The 20182-nt window shown below is 64.1% G+C and carries 18 protein-coding genes and 2 pseudogenes; 7 read left to right on the forward strand and 13 right to left on the reverse strand.

Annotated features, from left to right (window positions below; genetic code table 11):
- Positions 1 to 27: 27 nt before the first annotated feature.
- The 4 genes from odhI to CAFEL_RS05505 all read left to right on the forward strand — a co-directional run bounded on the left by odhI (position 28) and on the right by CAFEL_RS05505 (position 2480).
- Positions 28 to 453 carry an oxoglutarate dehydrogenase inhibitor Odhl gene (gene odhI, locus CAFEL_RS05490; RefSeq protein ID WP_034999061.1) on the forward strand — a complete coding sequence of 142 codons (426 nt, stop codon included), beginning with the start codon at positions 28 to 30 and terminating at the stop codon, positions 451 to 453.
- A 20-nt stretch (positions 454 to 473) separates the two neighbouring features.
- On the forward strand, positions 474 to 1235 hold the full coding sequence (gene ftsR, locus CAFEL_RS05495; RefSeq protein WP_377734526.1) for a transcriptional regulator FtsR: 762 nt from the start codon (positions 474 to 476) through the stop codon (positions 1233 to 1235).
- Positions 1235 to 1795 carry a bifunctional nuclease domain-containing protein gene (locus tag CAFEL_RS05500; RefSeq protein WP_194559234.1) on the forward strand — a complete coding sequence of 187 codons (561 nt, stop codon included), beginning with the start codon at positions 1235 to 1237 and terminating at the stop codon, positions 1793 to 1795. The genes ftsR and CAFEL_RS05500 overlap by 1 nt, the downstream gene beginning before the upstream one ends.
- Positions 1796 to 1913: 118 nt before the next feature.
- The gene (locus tag CAFEL_RS05505) at positions 1914 to 2480 is read left to right on the forward strand and encodes a MerR family transcriptional regulator (RefSeq protein ID WP_194559235.1); all 567 of its coding nucleotides are present in this window, start codon (positions 1914 to 1916) and stop codon (positions 2478 to 2480) included.
- Between the two features lie 186 nt (positions 2481 to 2666).
- Here CAFEL_RS05505 and CAFEL_RS05510 read toward each other — a convergent pair whose 3' ends face one another.
- From CAFEL_RS05510 to gnd, 6 genes are read right to left on the reverse strand one after another with little or no spacing between them, the layout of a single operon-like run.
- Positions 2667 to 4130 carry a vWA domain-containing protein gene (locus tag CAFEL_RS05510; protein WP_194559236.1) on the reverse strand — a complete coding sequence of 488 codons (1464 nt, stop codon included), beginning with the start codon at positions 4128 to 4130 and terminating at the stop codon, positions 2667 to 2669.
- A 49-nt stretch (positions 4131 to 4179) separates the two neighbouring features.
- Positions 4180 to 5037, reverse strand: coding sequence for a 3-methyladenine DNA glycosylase (locus tag CAFEL_RS05515; RefSeq protein ID WP_194559237.1), 858 nt, complete (start codon positions 5035 to 5037; stop codon positions 4180 to 4182).
- Complete coding sequence (locus tag CAFEL_RS05520; RefSeq protein ID WP_194559238.1) at positions 5037 to 6089, reverse strand: hemolysin family protein; 1053 nt, start codon at positions 6087 to 6089, stop codon at positions 5037 to 5039. Before CAFEL_RS05520 ends, CAFEL_RS05515 begins: the two co-directional genes overlap by 1 nt.
- The gene (locus CAFEL_RS05525) at positions 6086 to 7480 is read right to left on the reverse strand and encodes a hemolysin family protein (protein ID WP_194559239.1); all 1395 of its coding nucleotides are present in this window, start codon (positions 7478 to 7480) and stop codon (positions 6086 to 6088) included. The genes CAFEL_RS05520 and CAFEL_RS05525 overlap by 4 nt, the downstream gene beginning before the upstream one ends.
- Before the next feature lie 17 nt (positions 7481 to 7497).
- Positions 7498 to 8808, reverse strand: coding sequence for a DEAD/DEAH box helicase (locus tag CAFEL_RS05530; RefSeq protein WP_194559240.1), 1311 nt, complete (start codon positions 8806 to 8808; stop codon positions 7498 to 7500).
- 42 nt (positions 8809 to 8850) lie between these two features.
- Positions 8851 to 10320, reverse strand: coding sequence for an NADP-dependent phosphogluconate dehydrogenase (gene gnd, locus CAFEL_RS05535; protein ID WP_194559241.1), 1470 nt, complete (start codon positions 10318 to 10320; stop codon positions 8851 to 8853).
- A 52-nt stretch (positions 10321 to 10372) separates the two neighbouring features.
- Here gnd and CAFEL_RS05540 point away from each other — a divergent pair, with 52 nt between their 5' ends.
- Positions 10373 to 10822, forward strand: coding sequence for a PaaI family thioesterase (locus CAFEL_RS05540; protein WP_228496163.1), 450 nt, complete (start codon positions 10373 to 10375; stop codon positions 10820 to 10822).
- Here CAFEL_RS05540 and CAFEL_RS05545 read toward each other — a convergent pair whose 3' ends face one another.
- From CAFEL_RS05545 to CAFEL_RS05565, 5 genes and pseudogenes are all read right to left on the reverse strand, one after another.
- Positions 10823 to 11893: a magnesium and cobalt transport protein CorA gene (locus CAFEL_RS05545; RefSeq protein WP_194559242.1), complete on the reverse strand. Its 1071-nt coding sequence runs from the start codon at positions 11891 to 11893 to the stop codon at positions 10823 to 10825.
- A 205-nt stretch (positions 11894 to 12098) separates the two neighbouring features.
- On the reverse strand, positions 12099 to 12974 hold the full coding sequence (gene pflA / locus CAFEL_RS05550; RefSeq protein WP_070473840.1) for a pyruvate formate-lyase-activating protein: 876 nt from the start codon (positions 12972 to 12974) through the stop codon (positions 12099 to 12101).
- Positions 12975 to 12977: 3 nt separating this feature from the next.
- Positions 12978 to 13586: pseudogene (gene grcA2 / locus CAFEL_RS11285) on the reverse strand (autonomous glycyl radical cofactor GrcA2).
- Positions 13566 to 15449 (reverse strand): annotated as a pseudogene (locus CAFEL_RS05560) (pyruvate formate lyase family protein); the annotation flags it as partial. The pseudogenes CAFEL_RS05560 and grcA2, both read right to left, overlap by 21 nt.
- Before the next feature lie 205 nt (positions 15450 to 15654).
- Complete coding sequence (locus tag CAFEL_RS05565; RefSeq protein WP_194559244.1) at positions 15655 to 16992, reverse strand: NAD(P)/FAD-dependent oxidoreductase; 1338 nt, start codon at positions 16990 to 16992, stop codon at positions 15655 to 15657.
- 134 nt (positions 16993 to 17126) lie between these two features.
- Between CAFEL_RS05565 and CAFEL_RS05570 the strand changes: the two genes are divergently transcribed.
- Positions 17127 to 18446, forward strand: a complete 1320-nt coding sequence (locus CAFEL_RS05570; RefSeq protein WP_194559245.1) for an SAM-dependent methyltransferase — start codon at positions 17127 to 17129, stop codon at positions 18444 to 18446.
- Positions 18447 to 18597: 151 nt separating this feature from the next.
- On the opposite strand, the gene CAFEL_RS05575 is transcribed toward CAFEL_RS05570, so the two are convergent.
- Positions 18598 to 19218: a YceI family protein gene (locus CAFEL_RS05575; RefSeq protein WP_194559246.1), complete on the reverse strand. Its 621-nt coding sequence runs from the start codon at positions 19216 to 19218 to the stop codon at positions 18598 to 18600.
- A gap of 97 nt (positions 19219 to 19315) precedes the next feature.
- Positions 19316 to 19642, reverse strand: a complete 327-nt coding sequence (locus tag CAFEL_RS05580; RefSeq protein ID WP_228496206.1) for a hypothetical protein — start codon at positions 19640 to 19642, stop codon at positions 19316 to 19318.
- Positions 19643 to 19782: 140 nt separating this feature from the next.
- Here CAFEL_RS05580 and CAFEL_RS05585 point away from each other — a divergent pair, with 140 nt between their 5' ends.
- Complete coding sequence (locus tag CAFEL_RS05585; RefSeq protein ID WP_034999032.1) at positions 19783 to 20160, forward strand: RNA polymerase-binding protein RbpA; 378 nt, start codon at positions 19783 to 19785, stop codon at positions 20158 to 20160.
- Positions 20161 to 20182 lie beyond the last annotated feature (22 nt).

Below are 20182 nucleotides of genomic sequence, written 5' to 3' on the forward strand. Positions count from 1 at the left end.
CCACGACTCGAAAGTCAGGAGTTACCCATGAGCGACAACACGCCGCAGAACCAGGTCGAAACCACCTCGGTATTCCGCGCAGACCTGCTCAAGGAGATGGAGTCCGGAGCTGCGACGTCTGCGGACACCGCCGCCGGTGCGGACCAGCTGTCGGATGGGGAGGCGCTCCTTGTAGTCAAGCGCGGCCCGAACGCCGGTGCGCGCTTCCTGCTGGACCAGGATTCCACCACCGCAGGCCGCCACCCGGAGGCGGACATCTTCCTCGACGACGTGACCGTGTCTCGTCGTCACGCAGAGTTCCGCCGCAACGACGGCGGCTACGAAGTCGTGGACGTGGGCTCGCTCAACGGCACTTACGTCAACCGCGAGCCGCGCAACTCCCAGGAGCTGACCAACGGCGACGAAATCCAGATTGGTAAATTCCGTCTGGTCTTCATCACCGCCGGCAACTAGTTAGAGAAGAGTTCGATCACGTGAGCGCAATCCGTCAGACGGCACCTGCCGCTACCCCCGCGAAGCCGGCAAAGGCCGCCAAGGCAACCAAGACCGCGAAGACGATGTCCATCGGCGTGGTACTTGAACGTCTGCGCACCGAGTTTCCGGACGTGACCGTCTCCAAGATCCGCTTCCTCGAGTCCGAAGGGCTCATCACGCCGCAGCGCACCGCCTCCGGCTACCGCCGCTTCACCGAGGAAGACGTGGAGCGTTTGCGCTACATCCTGGTCACGCAGCGAGACAACTACCTGCCGCTGAAGGTCATCCGCGAACAACTCGAGGCGATGGATTCGGGTCACGTCACCGCGATCCTTTCCGCGGGCGAGTCCGAGCCGATGATCTCCCCGGAGAACTTCCGTGCGCCGGCTGCGACGCAGCTGACCGACACGGACGTGGCGGAGCAGGCCCAGGCCGATCCGTCCACCGTGGAGGAGTACATCAAGGTCGGCCTGATCACCCCGGATGCTGCCGGGCTGTTCACGGCCGACGACGTTCGCACCGTCACCACCGCGCTGTCGCTGTCCGAGTTCGGCTTCGACGCCCGCCACCTGAAAACGCTGCGCACGGCGGCTGCCCGCCAGGCAGACATGATTAACCAGGTCGCGGAGCCGGTGTCCAAATCAGGCAAGGTCACCGCGAAGCAGAAGGCTGAGGAGATCGGCCAGCAGATGTCCGCGCTGGTGGTGTCCCTGCACGCGTCGCTGGTGAAAAACGAGCTGCGCAAGCAGCTGGGGAGCTAATGGAGGCCGTCAACCTCATCGGGGTGTTCCCGGTCGGCCCGGAAGATTTTCTGTGCGCGTTACTCCAGCGTCCCACGAACGGGCGGTGCATCCCCGTGTGGCTGCCGCCGATGGAGGGCGCTGAGCTGGCAGCCCGCCTGGACGGGTGGGCCCCGAACCGCCCGCGTCCCGTCGACGCGATGGCCGAGATCATCCGAACGTCTACTAGCGGTGCCGAGGCGCTCGAGCTGTCCAGCTACGTCGACGGCACGTTCATGGCCACACTGACGCTCTACGGCGGCACCGAGATTGATCTGCGTGCCTCGGATGCGCTGCTTCTAGCCAGCGAGTTGGACATGGAGCTGACTGTCGACGACACGGTCGCCACCCAGGCTTCAGTATTTTTGTCGCAGGAGGATGCCGAGCGCTACCTGCAGGCGGAGATCGAAGTTGAGGGCTTCACCGATGAGCCCGCATCCGCCAGCGGCGACGCCCAAGCGGACGCCGATTTCGAGGCGTTGATGCGCAGCCTCGGCGTGGAGGACTCGGATTTAGGGGAGGGCACCCCCGAAGAGGAGTAAAACCCTCAAGTATTCCTTGAGAGTTTCGGCGTGTTACGCATGTGACTATTGACCAGCTGCGTATGCTTACCCTTTAATAGTCATTAGGCTTCGAGCTAACTTTCATGGGAGTAATTACGTGAGCATCAACGAGGGAAATCAGGACGGCCTGTTCGACGCTGTGCAGGAGTCGCTTTTTGACGTCGGCCCGTCCGACGAGGTCGGCTACCGCGTGCCAATCGCCTGCCAGGTCGCCGGCATCACCTACCGCCAGCTCGACTACTGGGCACGCACCGGCCTGGTGCGCCCCTCCATTCGCGGCGCCAAGGGCTCCGGCTCCCAGCGTCTGTACTCGTTCAAGGACATCCTTGTTCTGAAGATTGTCAAGGGCCTGCTCGACACCGGCATCTCGCTGCAGAACATCCGCCTCGCAGTGGATAAGCTGCGCGACCGCGGTGTCTCCGACATCGCCGAGATCACCCTCGTCTCGGACGGCGTGACCGTCTACGAGTGCCGCTCCAACGAGGAGATCATCGACCTCCTCGGCGGCGGGCAGGGCGTGTTCGGCATCGCCGTGCCGCAGATCATGAAGGAACTGACCGGCACCATCTCCGCGTTCCCGTCGGAGCGCGTGATCGACGACGGTGCAGACAACGTCATCGGCTTCGACGAGCTGGCGGACCGCCGCCGTCGCAAGACCTCCTAAGAGGCCGCCTAACAGGCACATACCTTCAAGGCCCGGGCTGGGATCACTCCCACCAGCCCGGGCCTTCTTCTGTGCTCCCGCCCCACAAACCCTGGGAGGCAGAGCCTGGGTTCGCTCGATTTACACACGCTCCCAGGGTGTGCCTCCCAGGGGCTGTGACGCAGGGCAGCTGGGGGAGCCGGGAACTTACAGGCCGGACGCCTGCTTCACGGCACCCTCGATGGCGTCGGCCTGCGCAGCGTCGACGGCCTTGGCGGAAAGGGCCTCGACCGCCTGGTCCGCCTCACCCTCGCCGACGCGGACAACGGTGATCTCCACCTTCTCGCCGGCGGCACCGCGAACTGCATCTTCGAAGGCCTTGTCGTCGCCGGCATCTGCCGTGCCAGTGGTGACCAGGACGATGCGGGTTTTCGCGTCCCCTGTGCCATAGGCTCCCGCGGCGGCCTCGACCGCCTGGCGGGTCTGGGGCACACCGCCGGTAAGGAAGCGGCGCACTGCCACGGCGACGGAGTCGGCATCGGGGGAGACCGTGATGTTCTGGCGGTAGCCCACCGCAACACCCGGGTTCAGTGGGGAGGAGTAGTTCCATAGGCCGACCTGCTTGCCCTGGGCGCCGAGCTCGAGCGCGGTGTTCGCGATTGCGTCCTTTGCCGGCTGGATGTACGGGCTCATCGCGTCGGAGGTGTCCAAGAGGAACAGGGTGTTCTCGGGTTGCAGGGCGGCGGCGTTGGAACCGGCGTTGGAACCGGCTTCGTCCGCCGCCTTGTCCGCATCGGCGGCGTTTTGGGCGTCGCCGTCCTCCTTCGCGTCCGCGGTGATGGCCTCGCCGCCAGCGGGCAGGGCTGCGGCCCAGACCAGGTCGGAGACAGCCGGCTGGTCCTTAGCGGAGCCATCGAAGTGCTCGGTGGCGAAGCGGGCGAAGTCCTGGCCGGCGCGGGCCTGGTTCTCGTCGACCTTGTCGTTCTGGTTGAGCGGGAACGCGGTGTAGACAGCGTCAGCGCCGACCGGGGTGAACTTCAGGCCCTCCGGCACGGCGTCCTCGGCGGTGGCGAGGTATTCGCCGGCGTCGGCGTTGAGCTCTGCTGCGCTGCCGATGCGCTGGTCAGTCAGTGCCTGCACGGCGTCGTTGTCGTTGCCAGCCACCTGAGACGCCACCAGCGCCGAGGCGGCGGACTCCTCGGACACGGCGAAGCGGAGCTTGTCCGCAGTCAGGTCTTCGAGCTTGACCTCGTCCTTGCCTGCCACGCCGACGGCTTCGCTGTACGCGGGCTGCGCATCAGACACGGCGGGGGTGCGACCGGCGCTTTCCAGCGACTGGTGCGTCACCGCCGTGTTCGGCGCGACAAAGACAGCGGCATCTGCGACGGAATCCACCAGCTGGGGCTTCACGCAGTAGTCGCGGACGACGGGGGAGGACGCACCGTAGGCGTCGACAAGCGATTGCCCCGCCCCCTGGTCGGAGGTCGCAACAGGAAGCACCAGCTCGCCCGCAACGCAGTCCTCCGGCTGCGCCTCAGTGCTGCCGGCGTCATCACCGCGCGTAGACAACCACCAGATAACGGCCGCTGCGATCAGGGCCAGCACCACCAGTAAGGCGATGAGCTCTCCGGACAGCCTGTAGTTGTTTTTGCCGCTTGCGTGCTTCGCCACCGGAATCGCCGCCTTTTATCGATCGAACGAGTGAAAATCGTCTTCGAGTCTAGCCGTCATAGGCGGCGTCGATGACCGCGACAAGCCGCTGGCGCAGCGGTTGTGCGCGGCGGCTGAGCTCGCGCTGGCGGGCGACGTACTCGGCCTTGCCCTCAGGCGTTTCCACGGCCACAACACCGAAGCCCAAACCCCGGCAGTCGTACGGGGAGGCCTCCATGTCCAGCCTGCGGGCGTCGGCGGCGAGCTCGAAACAATCCATGAGCAGCTCGCCTGGAACTAAAGGCCCGAGCTTCATCGCCCACTTGTACAGGTCCATGCTCACGTGCACGCATCCTGCCTGGTCGTTGTCCGCCTGCCCCTCCCGGGTGAGCACGGTGAGGTTCAGCGGCCGCGCTGCGGGGGTGAAAAAGCGGAAGGCGTCGAAATGGGTGCACTTCACGTTGTGCGACTCGACCACCTCGTTCGTGCCCTCAGCCCCGAGCCGCAACGGCAGGCTGTGGCGCGGGTTGTCGGTGCGGTACACCATTGCCCATTCATGCATGCCGAAGCAGTCGAAGTGGGCATCACGCTTATCGACGGACCGAAGGATCGCCGCCGCCTCCTCCACGTCGTGGCGGCGGTGGGTGAGAAACCTTTGGACATCGAGAAGCACGGTGTCTTCGTCGCAGACGTAATCGCGCCAACCGGCGTGGGGGAGCGAGGCGGCGTTTTCCAGCGCGACACCGATACCCGGGTGCCAACGCTTCAGGTGGGCGGGGCGCTGCGGGTAATAGTCGAAGAGGAAGTCCCACACGGGGTGGTACTGGCCGCGCGCCCGGCGCGCCACCCTGGGTGCGGTCCACCGCTCGGCGCGGGCGGCGTGGGACTTCATGCGCGGCAGGTATTCCTCGGGCGCGAGCACCTGCATTATTCGCCCTCGTGCGTCCAGTCGGAGACCGTGCCCACGTATTCCTCGATGAGGTCCTCCAAGGCGACCACGCCGACAAGCATGCCGTTGTCGTGCACCTCCGCCATGTGCGCGGAGCGGCGGTGGAGCTGGGCGAGGGCGTCGTCCATGGATTGGGTGGCCTCGACAGTGCTCAGCGGGCGGATGCGCTTGAGCGAGACCCGCGGGTCTCCCTGCGGGAATTCCATGAGGTCGAGGATGTCCTTGACGTGGACGTAGCCCGCCAGCGAGCTGGCGTCGATGCGGACGGGGAAGCGGGAATAGCCGGTGTCCTGCACCGCCTGTTCGATGACGGAGAGGCGGATGCCGCGTGGGTCGTACGGGATGGTGGTGACCTGCGCTAGGGGGATCATGGCTTCCTTCAGTTGGCGGGAATCCTGGCGCAACGCCTTGGCCAGGCGCACCGTTTCCTCGGCATCAAGGAGGCCCTCCTCGCGTGACTCCTGAATCATGGAGGCCAGCTGCTCCTGATCCACGGTGGACTCCAGCTCGTCGCGCTGCTCTATGCCGAACAGCATCAGTGTCTTGCGCGCGACCCAGTTGAGGAACTCCAGCACAGGGCGCGTGAGCTTCATCCACAGCGTCATCACCGGCGTCAGCCACATGGCCATGCTCTCCGGGCCCGCAATGGCCAAGTTTTTCGGCACCATCTCGCCAAACAGGATGTGCAAAAACGAAATGATAAGCAGGGCGATGATGAAGGAGACCGGGTGCAGCAGGTCAGCGGGCATGCCCAGGGCCATAAACGGAGCCTCGATGTAGGAGGCGATGGCGGGCTCGGCCACCTTGCCCAGAATCAGCGACGCCACGGTGATGCCGAACTGCGCGCCGGCGAGGTAGATCGAGAGGTGCTCGGTAGCGTAGAGCACGCCCTCAGCCTTGGTTTTGCCCTGCGCGACCAGGGACTCCAGGCGATCCTTTCGCGAAGAGACAAGGGCGAACTCGGTGGCCACGAAAAACGCGTTGACGGCGAGCAGCGCGACGATTAGTAGGACGGCTAGCCAGATACTCACTTGGCGTCCACCGCCTCTCCGGCTTCTTGGTCTGGAGGAATTGGTCGCAGCAGTGCGCGGTCGATGCGGCGGCCGTCCATTTCGGAGACCTGCGCGAGCCAGTTGCCGGCGCCGCCGGACTGCAGCTCCTCCTTGAAGTTCGCCGCGGAGGCGGTGCGCAGCACAACCTCGTCACCGAGCTCGGGGATGCGCCCCAACGTGGCCATAATCAGCCCACCGAGCGTTTCGTAGGGGCCGTCCACGGCTGCGAAACCGGTGCGTTCCTCCAACTCGTCCAAGCGCACCAATCCCGCGACCTCCCAGGACGTGCCGAAGCGGGTGAAGTCCTTTTCGCTTTCTTGGTCGTCGTACTCGTCGTAGACCTCGCCAAGGATTTCCTCGACGAGGTCCTCGATGGTCACCAGTCCCTGGGTACCGCCGTACTCGTCGGCCACTAGCACCACCTGGGATCCGGCGGAGCGGACGCGGTTGAGCACGGAGTCGCCGTCGAGCGTGCCCGGCACGAACGGCACACGACGGGCAAGGGAGTCCAGCTTCGTTGTGGAGCGCAACTCGTGCGGGACCGAAAAGGCGTCTTTGATGTGGACCACGCCGAGGGTGTCGTCCAAGTCCCCGCGGCGCACCGGGAAGCGGGAGTGACCGGTTTCGCGCGCGAGGGTGACCAGGTCCGCGACCGTCTCGTCGGCATCCAAGGAGTCGATGGTGGAGCGCGGCGTCATCACCTCTTCAGCGGTGGTCTCGCCGAAGCGAAGCGAGCGGTCGATCACCGCCGCTGTCGCCGCGTCCAGGCCTCCCGCCTCAGCGGAGTTGCGCACCATCGCCCCCAACTCTTGGGAGGAACGGGCGGAGGCGAGCTCGTCGGCAGGCTCGATGCCCATCCTGCGCACGACCCAGTTCGCGGCGGTGTTGAGGAACAGGATGAACGGCTTGGTTGCCGTGTTGAAGTAGTGCACCGGGCGCACCACGGCGCGGGCCGTGTTCAGCGGGTCCGTGATAGCGACGTTTTTCGGCACCAACTCGCCGAAGACCATGGACAAAAACGTCGCCACAACCAGCGCGAGGACGAGTGCCACGGTGGTGGACGCGTTCTCGGAAAGGCCGACGAGCTCCAGCGCTGGAGTAAAGAACTTGCCCAGCACCGGCTCCGCCAGGAAACCGGCGGCGAGGGTGGTCACCGTGATGCCTAACTGCGCGCCGGAAAGGACGAACGAGAGGTTTGCATGGTCGCGCGCAATCGCACGCGCCGTGCCGTCGCCGCGCTCTTTGACGTGAGTCTCAATCGTGGACCGCTCCAGGCCGGTCATGGCAAATTCGATTGCGACGAAAAGCCCGGTGGACGCCGTGAGCACCACGAACGCCAACAGCGCGAGGATGGATAAGAATATGTCCATGGATGGTGGTCTGTGCCTTAGCGGCCGTTGCTCCTTCGACTTCGGTCTGAGCGGCGAGCGCGACTGCGGGTGTTCCCGCCGCCGCGGTTAGCGTTGCGGCTCCGGTTGCCGGAGGCAGCGGGCTTCTTGGGCCGCCGGGGCTGGCCCGGCGGAGGAAGTGGCGCGCCTTCCGGTTTGCGTGCACCGGTGATTGTAACCAAGGATTCCGACAGCGGAGACACCCGAACCTCGGGCGCGTTGACGCCAGCCTTGCGCAAAAGCTGCGCAACTTCCTTGGCTTGGTCGTCCATCACGAGTGTGACCACGGTGCCGGACGTGCCCGCGCGCGCCGTGCGGCCGGCTCGGTGCAGGTAGGCCTTGTGCTCCGCGGGCGGGTCAACGTGCACGACCAGGGAGACGTCGTCGACATCGATGCCGCGCGCGGCTATGTCTGTTGCAACTAATACCGGGGTGGAGCCGTCGGCGAAGCCCTCCAGTGCGCGGGTGCGCGCACCCTGGCCCTTGTCGCCGTGCAGGCCCTGGGCGTGGATGCCAGCGCGGCGCAGTTTCTTCACCTGGCGGTCCACACCGTGCTTCGTGCGCATAAACATGATCGTCTTGCCCTCGCGCGCGGCGATCTGCAGGGCGATCTCGTTGCGCTCCTCGCGGCCGCCCACCAGGAGGCGGTAGTGGTCCATCGTGTCCACCGCGGCCTGCACCGGGGCGGTGGAGTGGGTCACGGGATCGTGCATGTAGCGGGTGATGAGCTTTTCCACGTCCCCGTCGAGGGTGGCGGAAAACAGCAGGCGCTGGCCGTCTTTCGGGGTGCGGTCCAAAAGCTTGCGCACCTGCGGCAAAAAGCCCATGTCCGCCATTTGGTCCGCCTCGTCGAGCGCGGTGATCTCCACTGCGTCGAAGAAGAGCTTCTTCTGGTTGATCAGGTCCTCGGCCCGGCCGGGGGTAGCCACAAGCAGGTCCACCGGAGAGGCCAGGGAGCGGATGTGGTGGTTGATGTTCACCCCGCCCACGACGTCGAGCACGCGCAGACCCAGCGCGGCCGCCGGGTCGTCCAGGCGCTCGCGGATCTGGGCGGCAAGTTCACGCGTCGGAGCCAGCACCAGCCCGCGAGGGTGGCCCGGGGTGCTCGGCTTGCCGGCGAGGCGCGCCAGCATGGGCAGGCCGAATGTGAAGGTCTTGCCGGAGCCCGTCGGCCCGCGGCCGAGCACGTCCTGACCGGCGAGCGCGTCGGGAATCGCCGCCTTCTGGATGGGGAAGGGCTCGGTGATGCCCTGTTTGCTCAAGACGTTGACAATGGCCCGGGGCAAACCGAGGTCGGCGAAAGTAGTCATTCGGTGCAGTCTACGCGGTCAGGGGTACCGGGAAAAGCCGAGCTAGTAGCTCAGTTCCTCTCGCTCGCCGGACCAGGTGGTGTGGAACGTGCCCTCCGCGTCCACGCGCTTGTACGTGTGGGCGCCGAAGAAGTCGCGCTGGCCCTGAATCAGGGCAGCCGGCAGGCGCTTGGTGCGCAGCGAGTCGTAGTAGGACAGCGAGGACGCGAACACCGGCACAGGAAGGCCCAGCTGGGTCGCGGTGACGACCACGCGGCGCCAGGAATCCACCAGCCCCTTTTCCAGCTCGCCCTTGAAATACGGGTCCATCAGCAGCGACGGCAGCTCCGGGTCTTTCTCGTAGGCCTCGGTGATGCGGTCCAGGAACTTCGCGCGGATGATGCAGCCGCCGCGCCAAATACGCGCCAGATCACCCGGCTTGATGTCCCAGTTGTGTTCCTGGGAGCCGGCGTTGATCTCGTCGAAGCCCTGCGCGTACGCCACCAGCTTGGAGGCGTAGAGCGCGCGTCGCACGTCCTCAATGAACGATTGCTTATCGACGCCTACGGTGTCCAACGTCGTCGTCTCACCCGCCGGCAAACCGACCTCCTGGGCCGCTTCGCGCTGCGCAAGGGCAGAAGACAACGCGCGGGCGAAGACGGCCTCGCCGATGGCAGTGGTGGGCACGCCGAGGTCCAGGGCCTCCTTGACCGTCCAGCGGCCGGTGCCCTTCTGGCCGGCCGCGTCCACGATGATGTCGATGAATGGCTTGCCGGTCCGCGCGTCCACCTGGCGCAGCACCTCAGCGGTGATTTCGATGAGGTAGGAATCCAGGTCGCCCTTATTCCACTCCGTGAAGATGTCGGCGATCTCTGCGGGCTCAAGGCCCGCCGCATAACGCAGTAGGTGGTAGGCCTCACCGATGACCTGCATGTCGGCGTACTCGATGCCGTTGTGCACCATCTTGACAAAGTGCCCGGCGCCGTCGGGTCCGATGTGGGTCACGCACGGGGTGCCGTCCACCTTCGCGGAAATGTCCTCCAACAGCGGCCCGAGGGTCTCCCAGGACTCCGCCGGACCACCGGGCATGATGGACGGCCCGCGCAGCGCGCCCTCCTCGCCGCCGGAGATGCCGGCGCCGACGAAGTGGCGGCCGGCAGCGGCGACCTCGCGTTCGCGGCGGATGGTGTCGGTGAACAGGGCATTGCCGCCGTCGATAATGATGTCGCCCTCATCCATCGCCTCAACGAGCTGGGCGATCACCGCATCCGTGGCGTCGCCGGCCTGGACCATGATCACGGCCTTGCGCGGGCGCTGGAGCGACGCGACAAACTCCTCGATCGTCTCCGCGGGAATGAAGTCGCCCTCGTGGCCGAACTTGTCGATCACCGCACGGGTCTTTTCCGGGGAGCGGTTGAAAATAGCCACCGTGTGGCCCTTGGAGGCGAAGTTGCGGGCGAGGTTGGAACCCATCACCGCCATACCGACGACACCGATTTGAGCAAGCTTGTCACCGTTGCGTGTAGCAGTCATACGCCGGATTCTACGCGGGGCGCATCCGCTCGCGCCCGTATGATTGGCCGCCATGGACATGGAGAAGAATCTGCGCCTGTACCAAGAGGTCATCGAGGTTCCGCTGAGCAGCGAAGAGCTCGAGTACATCAACTCCGCCGAGTTCGACTTCGCCCAGACCCTCGGGCTGAAGCTGACCTATTGCTCCAAAGACCGCCTAGAAGGCGAACTCAAGGTGGAACAGCGCCACCTGCAGCCCACCGGCATCGTCAACGGCGGGCTGTACTGCGTGATCGGGGAGACGTTGGCCTCTATCGCGGCGGTGGCCGCGAGCGGAAAGCCCGCGGTGGGGATGAGCAACTACACCGACCTACTCGGCAGCGTGCGGGGCGGCCAGACGATTCGTGCGGTGGCCGAGCCCGTGCACGTCGGTAAGCGAACGCATCTTTGGCGAGTGGAGATGACAGCCGACGGCAAACTGGCCGCCGTGACCAACCTGAAGCTGATGGTGCTAGAGGTCTAGCTACAGCCAGTTGTTCTTGCGGAACCACCACCAGATCGCAGTGATCGCCGCGAACATGACCAGCAGCGCGACCGGGTAGCCATAGCGCCAGCCCAGCTCCGGCATGACTTCGAAGTTCATGCCGTAGATACCGGCGATCAGCGTCGGCACGGCAGCCATCCCGACCACCGCAGAGATCGTGCGCATGTCCGAGTTCTGCTGCATGGTGATCTTTGCTACCGACGCATCAAGCAGCGACGTCAGACGCTCGTCGAAGCCGGACAGGCGGTCGCTGACGATCGTGGAGTTGTCCTGCACGTCACGGAAGTAGGTGCGCAGGACCTTTCGCATGAAGTCCTTGTTGTTGGTCAAGCCATTGCGCAAGGCAGGAGCGAGTGGATCGATGGCGTGGCGCATCTCCAAAATCTCACGCTTGTAGGTGTAGATCTTGTCGATGTTGATGTCCCGGCGCGGCGTGAACACCTCATTTTCCAGCTCGTCCACGTCGTTTTCCAACAGGTCGGTGACCTTGAGGTAGTTGTCCACCAAGTAGTCCGACACCGCCCAAGCGACGGCGGTGGGGCCGAGCACGGCCAGATCCTCCTCGTCCTCGATCTTCGGGGTCAGATCCGGCAGGTGCGCGCCGTGGCGAATGGTGATGGCGAATTTCTCGCTGACAATCATCTGCACCTCGCCGGTGGAAATGATCTCGCGGGCGTCCGCGACCTCTTCATCGTCGCGGTAGGACACCGAACGCACGACCATGAACAGCTGCTCGTCGTGGCGCTCGATCTTCGGGCGCTGGTGAGCGTCCACAACGTCGTCGACCACGAGGTCTTCGATGTCGAAGATCTCCGCGATCTTTTCCATCTGCTCCGTAGACGGCTCTTTCAGGCTGAGCCACACGAAGGCATTCTCGTAGCGCTCCACAACCTCCAGCGCATGCGCCATACGCACATTGCCTGGCTGGCGTTTGCCGTCCACGAACACGCGGCAGAAGTCGATCTGGCGTTCAAGGGGGACCGGAATGCTGCGCGTGGGGGGCTGTACCTTCTTTGGACGTTGCCCCGGCATTGGGATACGAGGCGGCATAGCTTCAAGCCCCCTTTCACTGGTACGAGGGGCTCGAGGCTCGAAGCATTCACCCCTGTGCGGCGGGAGAGCGCGCTGCGGGCGCGCCAGACAACTTAGGTGATATTACGCGCTAACGGGCGGTTGTCTAACGGGGGTGCAAAACTGCGTAGCCCCGTTTCAGACAACCGCCCTCAATGCGAGTTAGCGCCTGCTAAGAACCTGGCTAGAACACGTTCAGACCGCGACTGCGGAAGATCTCGCGGACGTGTTCGACGGATTCCGGCGACGGGGGAGTAACCCCTTTGAGCTCGTAGTCCATGCCAATGCGGTTCCATTTGTCCTCGCCCATGTTGTGGAAGGGGAGGACCTCAACGCGCTCCACGGTGCCTTTCCAGCGTGCGACGATGTCGGCCACGGCCTGCACATTGTCCTCGCTGTCCGTCAGGCCGGGCACGACCACGAATCGGATCCACACCGGTTTGCCCTTTTCGTGCAGCCGGTCGCCGAAGTCGATAGTCGGCTGCAGCTGGCGCGCGGTGACGTTTTCGTACGTGTCGGGCAGACCCGACTTCACGTCCAGCAAGAACAGGTCGATGTTGTCCAGGTCCTCGTCCGTCAGGCGGGAGCCGAGGAATCCGGAGGTGTCGATCGTGGTGTGCACGCCAGCGTCGTGGACTGCCTTGAGCAGGCGACGAGTGAACGCGATCTGGAACAGCGGTTCACCGCCAGAGAGGGTCAGTCCGCCACCGGAGGCGTTGAACACCGGCTTGTAGCGAAGCACGCGGCGCACGACATCGTCGATCTGCTCGAGCGTGCCGTCCTTCATTTCCATCGTGTCCGGGTTGTGGCAGTACTTGCACCGCAGCGGGCAACCGGACAAGAAGATGGTCATCCGGGTGCCGGGGCCGTCGACAGCTGTGACCAGCTCCCACGAGTGGATGAGTCCGATTTCGCCTGTGCGGCGGGCCTCAAACAGCTCGGGGCGGGTGATCTCAAGGTCGTCGGTGGACAGTCCGCCTAAACCGGCAGCGACGCCGCGCACGCGCTCGCCCTGTTCGGGCGCAAGCGTGACGACGCCGCTAGTTCCGTCCTGCGCCATATATTAAGCGCCCTTGTGGAAGGTACGGGAGATGACGTCGCGCTGCTGCTCCTTCGTCAGCTTGACGAAGTTGACGGCGTAGCCGGAGACGCGAACGGTGAGGTTCGGGTAGTTCTCCGGGTGCTCCATTGCGTCCTCCAGCGTGGACTCGTCCAGCACGTTGATGTTCGCGTGGTACAGGCCGGAGTCCATGTTGTTAGCGGAGCGGGAAGCCTTCATGGAAGCGAGGCGCTCGTCGAAAGTAGGGGTGGTCATGATGTTTTCTCCTTCAGAGTGGAAAGGTGGATGGGGAAGTCTGAGTTAGGCGGGGTTGATGACCGTGTCGGCGTTGTCCATGATGAAGCCAGCATCCAGAACACCGACCAGGTTGGTCACCTGCTCGTCCTTGTTGCGGCCCAAGCCCGTCGGAGTGATCGTGTTGGTCAGCGAGATGCCGTCCAGCGCGTCGTTGTAGTCGAGCTTGCCCACGGAGAGCATGGACGCGACCATGCCGTGGTTGTCCGCGCCGTTCTCCGGGTTAGCGCCCGGTGCGAACGGGGTACCAGCCTTGTGGCCGGAGGGGAACGAACCGGTTGCCTTGCCGTAGACCACGTTGGAGGTGATGGTCAGCACCGACTGGGTCGGGATGGCGTCGCGGTACAGCGGGATCGCCTTGATCTTCTGCATCACCGTGTGCACCACCGTGGCGGCGATGTCGTCCGCGCGGTCATCGTCGTTGCCGTAGAACGGGAACTCGCCCTCGGTGACGTAGTCGACGATTAGGCCGGTCTCGTCGCGGACCGGGGTGACCTTCGCGTACTTAATGGCTGACAGGGAGTCTGCCACGATGGACAGGCCGGCAATGCCGCAGCCCATGGTGCGGACAATGTCGGAGTCGTGCAGCGCCATCTCGATGGACTCGTAGGCGTAGCGGTCGTGGCAGTAGTGGATGATGTTCAAAGCCTCGACGTAGGTGCCGACAACCCAGTCAAGCATCTCCTCGTACTTCTGCCAGACCTCGTCGAAGTCCAGCGGACCGTCGCCCTCAATCGGGGTGTGGTCGCCGTCGGTGACCTGCTTACCGGTGACCTCGTCGCGGCCGCCGTTCATGGCGTAGAGCAGGGCCTTCGCGGCGTTGACGCGGGCGCCGAAGAACTGCATCTGCTTGCCCACCTGCATCGGGGACACGCAGCAAGCGATGGCGGCATCGTCGCCCCACTTGTCGCGGATCTGCTTGTCGGACTCGTACTGCAGCGACGAGGTCTCGATGGAGATCGCGGCGCAGAATTCCTTGTAGCCCGCCGGGAGTGCCGGATCCCAGAAGATGGTGATGTTCGGCTCCGGCGCAGGTCCCAGGTTGCGCAGCGTCTGCAGCAGACGGAACGAGGTCTTGGTCACCTGGTGGCGGCCGTCCTCGGAGAAGCCGGCGTCGGTCCAGGTTGCCCAGTACGGGTCGCCGGAGAAGATCTGGTCGTAGTCCTCGGTGCGCAGGAAACGAACGATACGAAGCTTGATCACCAGTGCGTCGATGATCTCCTGAGCCTCGACCTCGGTCAGGGTGCCGTTGGCCAAGTCGCGCTCGAAGTACGCGTCCAGGAAGGGGGAGAGGCGGCCAATGGACATGGCGGCGCCGTCCTGGCTCTTCACGGAGGCGAGGTAGCCGAAGTAGGTCCACTGCACGGCTTCCTTGGCGTTGGTGGCCGGGCGGGAGATGTCGAAGCCGTAGTCCTCGGCCATCTTCTTCAGCTTCTTCAGCGCCTTGATCTGCTCGGCGTGCTCCTCACGGTAGCGGGCCCAGTGCTCGGAGAAGCCCTTCTCCAGGGAAGCGTCCTTCGCCTGCTGCTTCTCCTCGATGAGGAAATCCACACCGTAGAGAGCCACGCGGCGGTAGTCGCCGATAATGCGGCCACGGCCGTAGGCGTCCGGCAGGCCCGTCACGATGTGGGAGGAGCGCGCCGCACGGATGCGCGGGGTGTAGATGTCAAAGACGGCATCGTTGTGGGTCTTGCGGTACTGCGTGAAGATCTTCTTCACGTCCGGGTTGACCTCTTTGCCGGCCTCCTTGATCGCCTGCTCAACCATGCGCCAGCCACCGTTCGGCATCATTGCGCGCTTGGTCGGCGTGTCCGTCTGCAGACCAACAACGACGTCGTCGTCCTCCGAGATGTATCCCGGCTTGAAGGCGTCGATGTCAGCGGGCGTTTCTGTGTCCACGTCGTAGACACGGCGCTCACGCTCGACGGCGAGGTAGTTCTTGTCAAGGTGATCCCAGAGGCGCAGGGTTTTTTCGGTGGCGCCTTCAAGGAACGATGCATCCCCGTCGTACGGGGTGTAGTTGCGCTGGACGAAATCGCGGACGTCGATGCGTTCCATCCACGGGCCCGGCTTGAAGCCGTCCCATGCGCGGTTTTCAAGTTGCGGCTCTGTCGAAACAGTCACAGTTGCACAGTCCTTCGTTAAAGCATTTGAGGATCTCTCGCGGCTGCGCTTGCCCATTTACTTACCCATGTACTTTCAAAGCGCGGGCCGCTCAGGAACCATTGTAAGGGATGATTCGAGGCTAATAGTAATACGATTGGTGTGACGTTGCGCACAGGTGTCATGGGGCAAAAAGCACGAAAGAACCGGCCCGAAGCCTGTGTAGATAGGCTCTGGGCCGGTTCGGATCGGCGTCGGCGAAACGCCAGGGGAGGGCGAAGGGTTACTTCTCGTTCTCCAGCTCAGGTCCCTCGAGCTGCCCCTCGGTCACCGCCAGGTTGTGGCGGGTGCGCGAGAACGCGTTGATGATCCACTCGTTGGCGGCCACAAAACGGTTGCGGGTGCCAGTGAGGAAGGACAGGTGCACGCCCAGCCACATCAGCCAGCCGATGAAGCCGGCGATTTCCACCTTGCCCATCTTCACAACCGCGTTGAAGCGGTTGATGATGGCCATAGAGCCCTTGTCGAAGTACTCGAACGGGTCGCGGTTTTCCGGAGCGACGTCGTGCTCGACCTGCTCCTTGATGATCTTGCCCACGTAAGCGCCGGACTGGATGGCCACCTGCGCAACGCCCGGGAGGCGGTCGCGGTTCATCATGTCGCCGATGATGAACAGGTTCGGCTCATCGCCCACGGACAGGTCGGCGTTGACCGCCACCTTGCCAGCACGGTCGGCCTCGACACCGAGCTGATCGGCGATCTGCTTGCCCAGCGGGGAAGCGGCAACACCGGCGGACCAGATCTTGGTCGGGGTGCTGATGGTGGTCTCCTGCTCGGTCTTCATGTCCTTGTAGGTCACGGAGTCCGCGTCCACGTTGGTCACCATCGCGTTGAGGATGACGGTCACGCCCGCCTTCTCCAGCTCGCGCTGCGCCTTCTTGCCCAGGCGCTTGCCAAACGGCGGCAGGACCTGCGGCGCGCCGTCCAGCAGGTAGATCTTGGCCTGCTCGGTGCTAAAGGAGTAGCGGCCGGAGGTGAATGCGCGGTGCGCCATCTCGGCCACCTGGCCAGCCAGCTCCACACCGGTCGGGCCTGCGCCGACGATGACGAAGGTCAGCTCACGCTCGCGCTCTTCCGGCGTCTGCGCCAGCTCAGCGCGCTCGAAGGCTGCGATGAGGCGGGCGCGGATCTCAAACGCGTGGTCCAACGTCTTCAGACCCGGAGCGTACTGCGCAAAGTGGTCGTTGCCGAAGTAAGACTGGCCGGCGCCTGCGGCGACGATGAGGGAGTCGTAGGAGAAAGTGGTCTCCTTGCCGCCCTCGACGGAGGTGACGGTCTTCGCCTGAGCGTCGACGGTCTCCACAGTGCCGCGAACGACGCGGACGTTCTGTTGGTCGCCGAACATCTGGCGCACGTCGCCGGTGATCTCGCCGGAGGACATCAGGCCGGTTGCCACCTGGTAAAGCAGCGGCGGGAAGAGGTGGTGGTTGGTGTTGTTGATCAGCGTGATGTCGACATCTGCGTCTGCGAGCTCTTTCGCCGCATTCACGCCGCCAAAACCTGCGCCCACGATGACAACGTGGTGGCGACTACCTTCGGGGCGGTACACCTGAGAGGCCATGAGTGATATCTCCTCGGGTTAATGACGATATTAATTGGAACGGCATACATAGTACGCGCCCACCAATAAACTGCGCGGGCAGGCTCCGCCGTGGCACCCCATATCTCAGTGCTGCGCGCACTAGCATTCGAGAAATGGCCGAGAGCACTCCCGCGAACATCCCCGCGCACCTCCAACCAGTTGATGCAGACGCGTGGCCGGGGGTGGCCAATATCCCGAAGCCGAGCAGGTTGCGAACGAGGCTCGCGGAGGCCGGCTTCGCTCGCGCCTGTGCGAAAGCGGGCCTGTCGTTCGAAGGAGACGGCGCAGATATCGCGGTTGAGCGCGCTGAAGTGTTTCAGCGCGTCGCCGCGAGCGGGTGGGTTGGCCTCGCAGAGGGCTACATGGCGGGAGAGTGGTCGGCAGGGGGTTCGCAGCAGCTTGTCGACGTCCTCACGGCCCTCATACGCACCGGCTACTGCCCACGCACCCGCCGCGTGGACGCGGTGCGGCCCGCAACGCCAGGGGAGTTGCCGCCGGATCTGGTTGCTCACTTTTCGGGCGACGGACTCAGCGCGTTCCAGGGGCATTTCGCCACCGGAGTGGCCACCACGCAACGGGTGCGGATGAAGTCTCATACCAAAGGCGCCGGCAGAGGTCGCGAGCCCCGCGATCATTTTGTAGACGTGACGGAAATCGGGGCTCCTATGGAATCTGACAGGGCGGATCTGCAGGACGCGCAAAACCGCAGCGTAGAATCCCTTTTGGAGAGTCTGAACGTGGCCTCCGGCACGCATCTGTTGGAGTATCCGTCCGGAGGCGGCGCATTAGCGTTCGAGGCCGCTGCGCGCGGGGCGACTGTCGACGCCGTGACTCGCGATTCGCGTACGTACGCCGCGATGCGCGAGCGGCTGATTCTCACGGGCACAGACGGATCCGTCACCGTGGACCGTATTGCGGAAGGCCCGGCTGCTGTGGCTAAGCAGCGAAGCGGCGTCTACGACGCGGTCGCGAGCATGGAGGTGTTTGAAACCATGCCGCAACGCCAGCAGAGAAAGTATCTGCTTGCCGTGGACGCGCTGCTTAGTCAGGGCGGGCGAGCAGCCATGCAGACGGTGGTGCGCACGCAGGCGTACAACCGCACGGCGGATCTCGCGCTGGAGTCGCTGCGAGCATATATCTGGCCGGGACTGTATTTTTCAACGGTCACGGAGATTGGCAAGACGGTCGACCGCGAGACCGATCTGCGCGTCGTGGCGCAGACGTCGGCGCCGGAGCACCTCGCGGCATCATTGCGTCTGCAGCGCGTCACGTTCGACGGCAAGCTGCGCGACGCAGCCGCCGACGGTTACGACGCCGTGTTCCGCCGCCTCTGGGTGTGGCAGTTCGCGTTGCGTGAAGCGATGGCACGGCTGGGGATGATCGATCTGGCGCAGATCACGTTCGCGCGAAGAAACAGGAGAGGACGTCGCTAGCGGTAGGCTGGGCCGCCAGAACGTTACTTGACATAATGTACATTATCGGACAGTTATATACGGATAAACAGTAAAAGGGCGCCGCACGCTCCTTGTGCCTGACGCCCTTCCATATACCCCTTTTAACGTAACGTTACGTAAATAAGCCCATCTACTTGGTCATGTTGACGCGGACGTTCACTTCGCCCTCCTCGGCGATTTTCGCGGCGACGAGCTCCGGGGTCTCAACGCCATAGTCCAAGCGGTTGATCGGAATATCGCCGGCGACGATCAGATGGTCGCCCGAACGCGCAACGTCGAACTCGTGCGTGATCTCATTCGTCGTGCCATGGATGGTCAGCTCGCCGGTGAGCTCTACGGTGCCTACGCTGCCGTCTTCCGGCACGGCGGACACATCGGCCGGTTGCGTCACCTTGAACGTGGCCTCCGGGTATTCGTCCGTGTGGAAGATGCGGCGCCGCACCGACGAGTCGCGCTTGTCACTGTCGGACGACAAGTGCTGCATATCAACGGTAATCTCGCCGGCGGACAGCGTGCCATCGGCAATCGTGGCAAAACCTGTGACTGCGCGCGTGGACGCCGATGTGCTGCGACGCTCGCCCGGCAGCACCTCTTCAAACGTGAAGCCGGCGGATGTGACGTTGTCGCCCGGGCGGTTAGTTACCGTCCATTCGCCGTTAAGCTCTGTGGAGGCTGCGGACACGTTGTCGGCGTCGATCCCCTCCGTCTTCACGCCGCCGCCCTTAAACAGGCTCATAAACAGCGGAATCATGGCTAACAACACCGCCGCCACGATGAAAATGGAAACGACAACGATTAAGGTCGTACGCTTCTTTGCGCTGGTTGCCGCGCTGTTTTCCACCTGGAAATCACCTCAGCCTTTCTAGTTGCTGAGCCAATTCTACTAATTCGTCACAAAGCGGTGCCAAATCGTCAGGACCCGCCCCTTCCGCTGCGGCCGTGCGGATATCCTCCGCGGCGCACCGCAGCGCGTACAGGCGATCGCGGTACTCTGCGACCTTGCTGCGGTTGAGGATTACCGCGTCCTCCTCAACGGACGTACCGGCAAGCATAGTGCGCTGTTCGTAGGCGCGCTGCTTGCAGGAGGGGCCGCAGTATTTGCGTTTCCGGCCACGGCCTCGGTTTACCGGGATCTCCTTGCCGCACCAGGCGCATGTGGCTGTCTTCTTGGTCAGGGCACGTAGCTTATCCGTCACGGTTTCCTAGTCTATTACATGTGTCGATTATACGAAAGTGGCCGGGAACAATCCGCACAACTGCATCGTTATACTGGAGCGACTGAAAGACAAACGGGTTGAAAAGGATGGTGAGTGCCATGGCTGATCGAGTTCTTCGCGGAAGCCGCATGGGCGCAGTCAGCTACGAAACGGACCGCGACCACGATCTCGCGCCACGCCGGATGGCAAAGTACCGCACCCCCAACGGTGAAGTGTTCGAGGTGCCGTTTGCAGACGACGCCGAGATTCCCGAGGAGTGGATGTGCAAGAACGGCCAGGTGGGCACCCTCATGGAGGGCGAAGGCGTGGAGTCCAAGCCTGCCAAGCCGCCGCGCACCCACTGGGACATGCTGCGGGAGCGTCGCAGCATCGAGGAGCTCGACGTCTTGCTTGAGGAGCGCCTTGAGCAGCTGCGTAAGCGCCGCCGCACCGCCGCCCGCATTGCGAAGGAACAGCAGCAGGCCAACGAGAGCTAACCCCGTTTCACGACGGTTTAAC

Source organism: Corynebacterium afermentans subsp. lipophilum, assembly GCF_030408375.1.
Classification (GTDB): domain Bacteria; phylum Actinomycetota; class Actinomycetes; order Mycobacteriales; family Mycobacteriaceae; genus Corynebacterium; species Corynebacterium lipophilum.

Bases quoted from the DNA above. Each gene is read 5' to 3' on its own strand.
- odhI (WP_034999061.1), top strand. From the start codon at position 28: ATGAGCGACAACACGCCGCAGAACCAGGTCGAAACCACCTCGGTATTC.
- CAFEL_RS05500 (WP_194559234.1), top strand. From the start codon at position 1,235: ATGGAGGCCGTCAACCTCATCGGGGTGTTCCCGGTCGGCCCGGAAGAT.
- CAFEL_RS05515 (WP_194559237.1), bottom strand. From the start codon at position 5,037: ATGCAGGTGCTCGCGCCCGAGGAATACCTGCCGCGCATGAAGTCCCAC.
- CAFEL_RS05525 (WP_194559239.1), bottom strand. From the start codon at position 7,480: ATGGACATATTCTTATCCATCCTCGCGCTGTTGGCGTTCGTGGTGCTC.
- CAFEL_RS05530 (WP_194559240.1), bottom strand. From the start codon at position 8,808: ATGACTACTTTCGCCGACCTCGGTTTGCCCCGGGCCATTGTCAACGTC.
- gnd (WP_194559241.1), bottom strand. From the start codon at position 10,320: ATGACTGCTACACGCAACGGTGACAAGCTTGCTCAAATCGGTGTCGTC.
- CAFEL_RS05540 (WP_228496163.1), top strand. From the start codon at position 10,373: ATGGACATGGAGAAGAATCTGCGCCTGTACCAAGAGGTCATCGAGGTT.
- CAFEL_RS05545 (WP_194559242.1), bottom strand. From the start codon at position 11,893: ATGCCGCCTCGTATCCCAATGCCGGGGCAACGTCCAAAGAAGGTACAG.
- pflA (WP_070473840.1), bottom strand. From the start codon at position 12,974: ATGGCGCAGGACGGAACTAGCGGCGTCGTCACGCTTGCGCCCGAACAG.
- CAFEL_RS05565 (WP_194559244.1), bottom strand. From the start codon at position 16,992: ATGGCCTCTCAGGTGTACCGCCCCGAAGGTAGTCGCCACCACGTTGTC.
- CAFEL_RS05570 (WP_194559245.1), top strand. From the start codon at position 17,127: ATGGCCGAGAGCACTCCCGCGAACATCCCCGCGCACCTCCAACCAGTT.
- CAFEL_RS05575 (WP_194559246.1), bottom strand. From the start codon at position 19,218: ATGATTCCGCTGTTTATGAGCCTGTTTAAGGGCGGCGGCGTGAAGACG.
- CAFEL_RS05585 (WP_034999032.1), top strand. From the start codon at position 19,783: ATGGCTGATCGAGTTCTTCGCGGAAGCCGCATGGGCGCAGTCAGCTAC.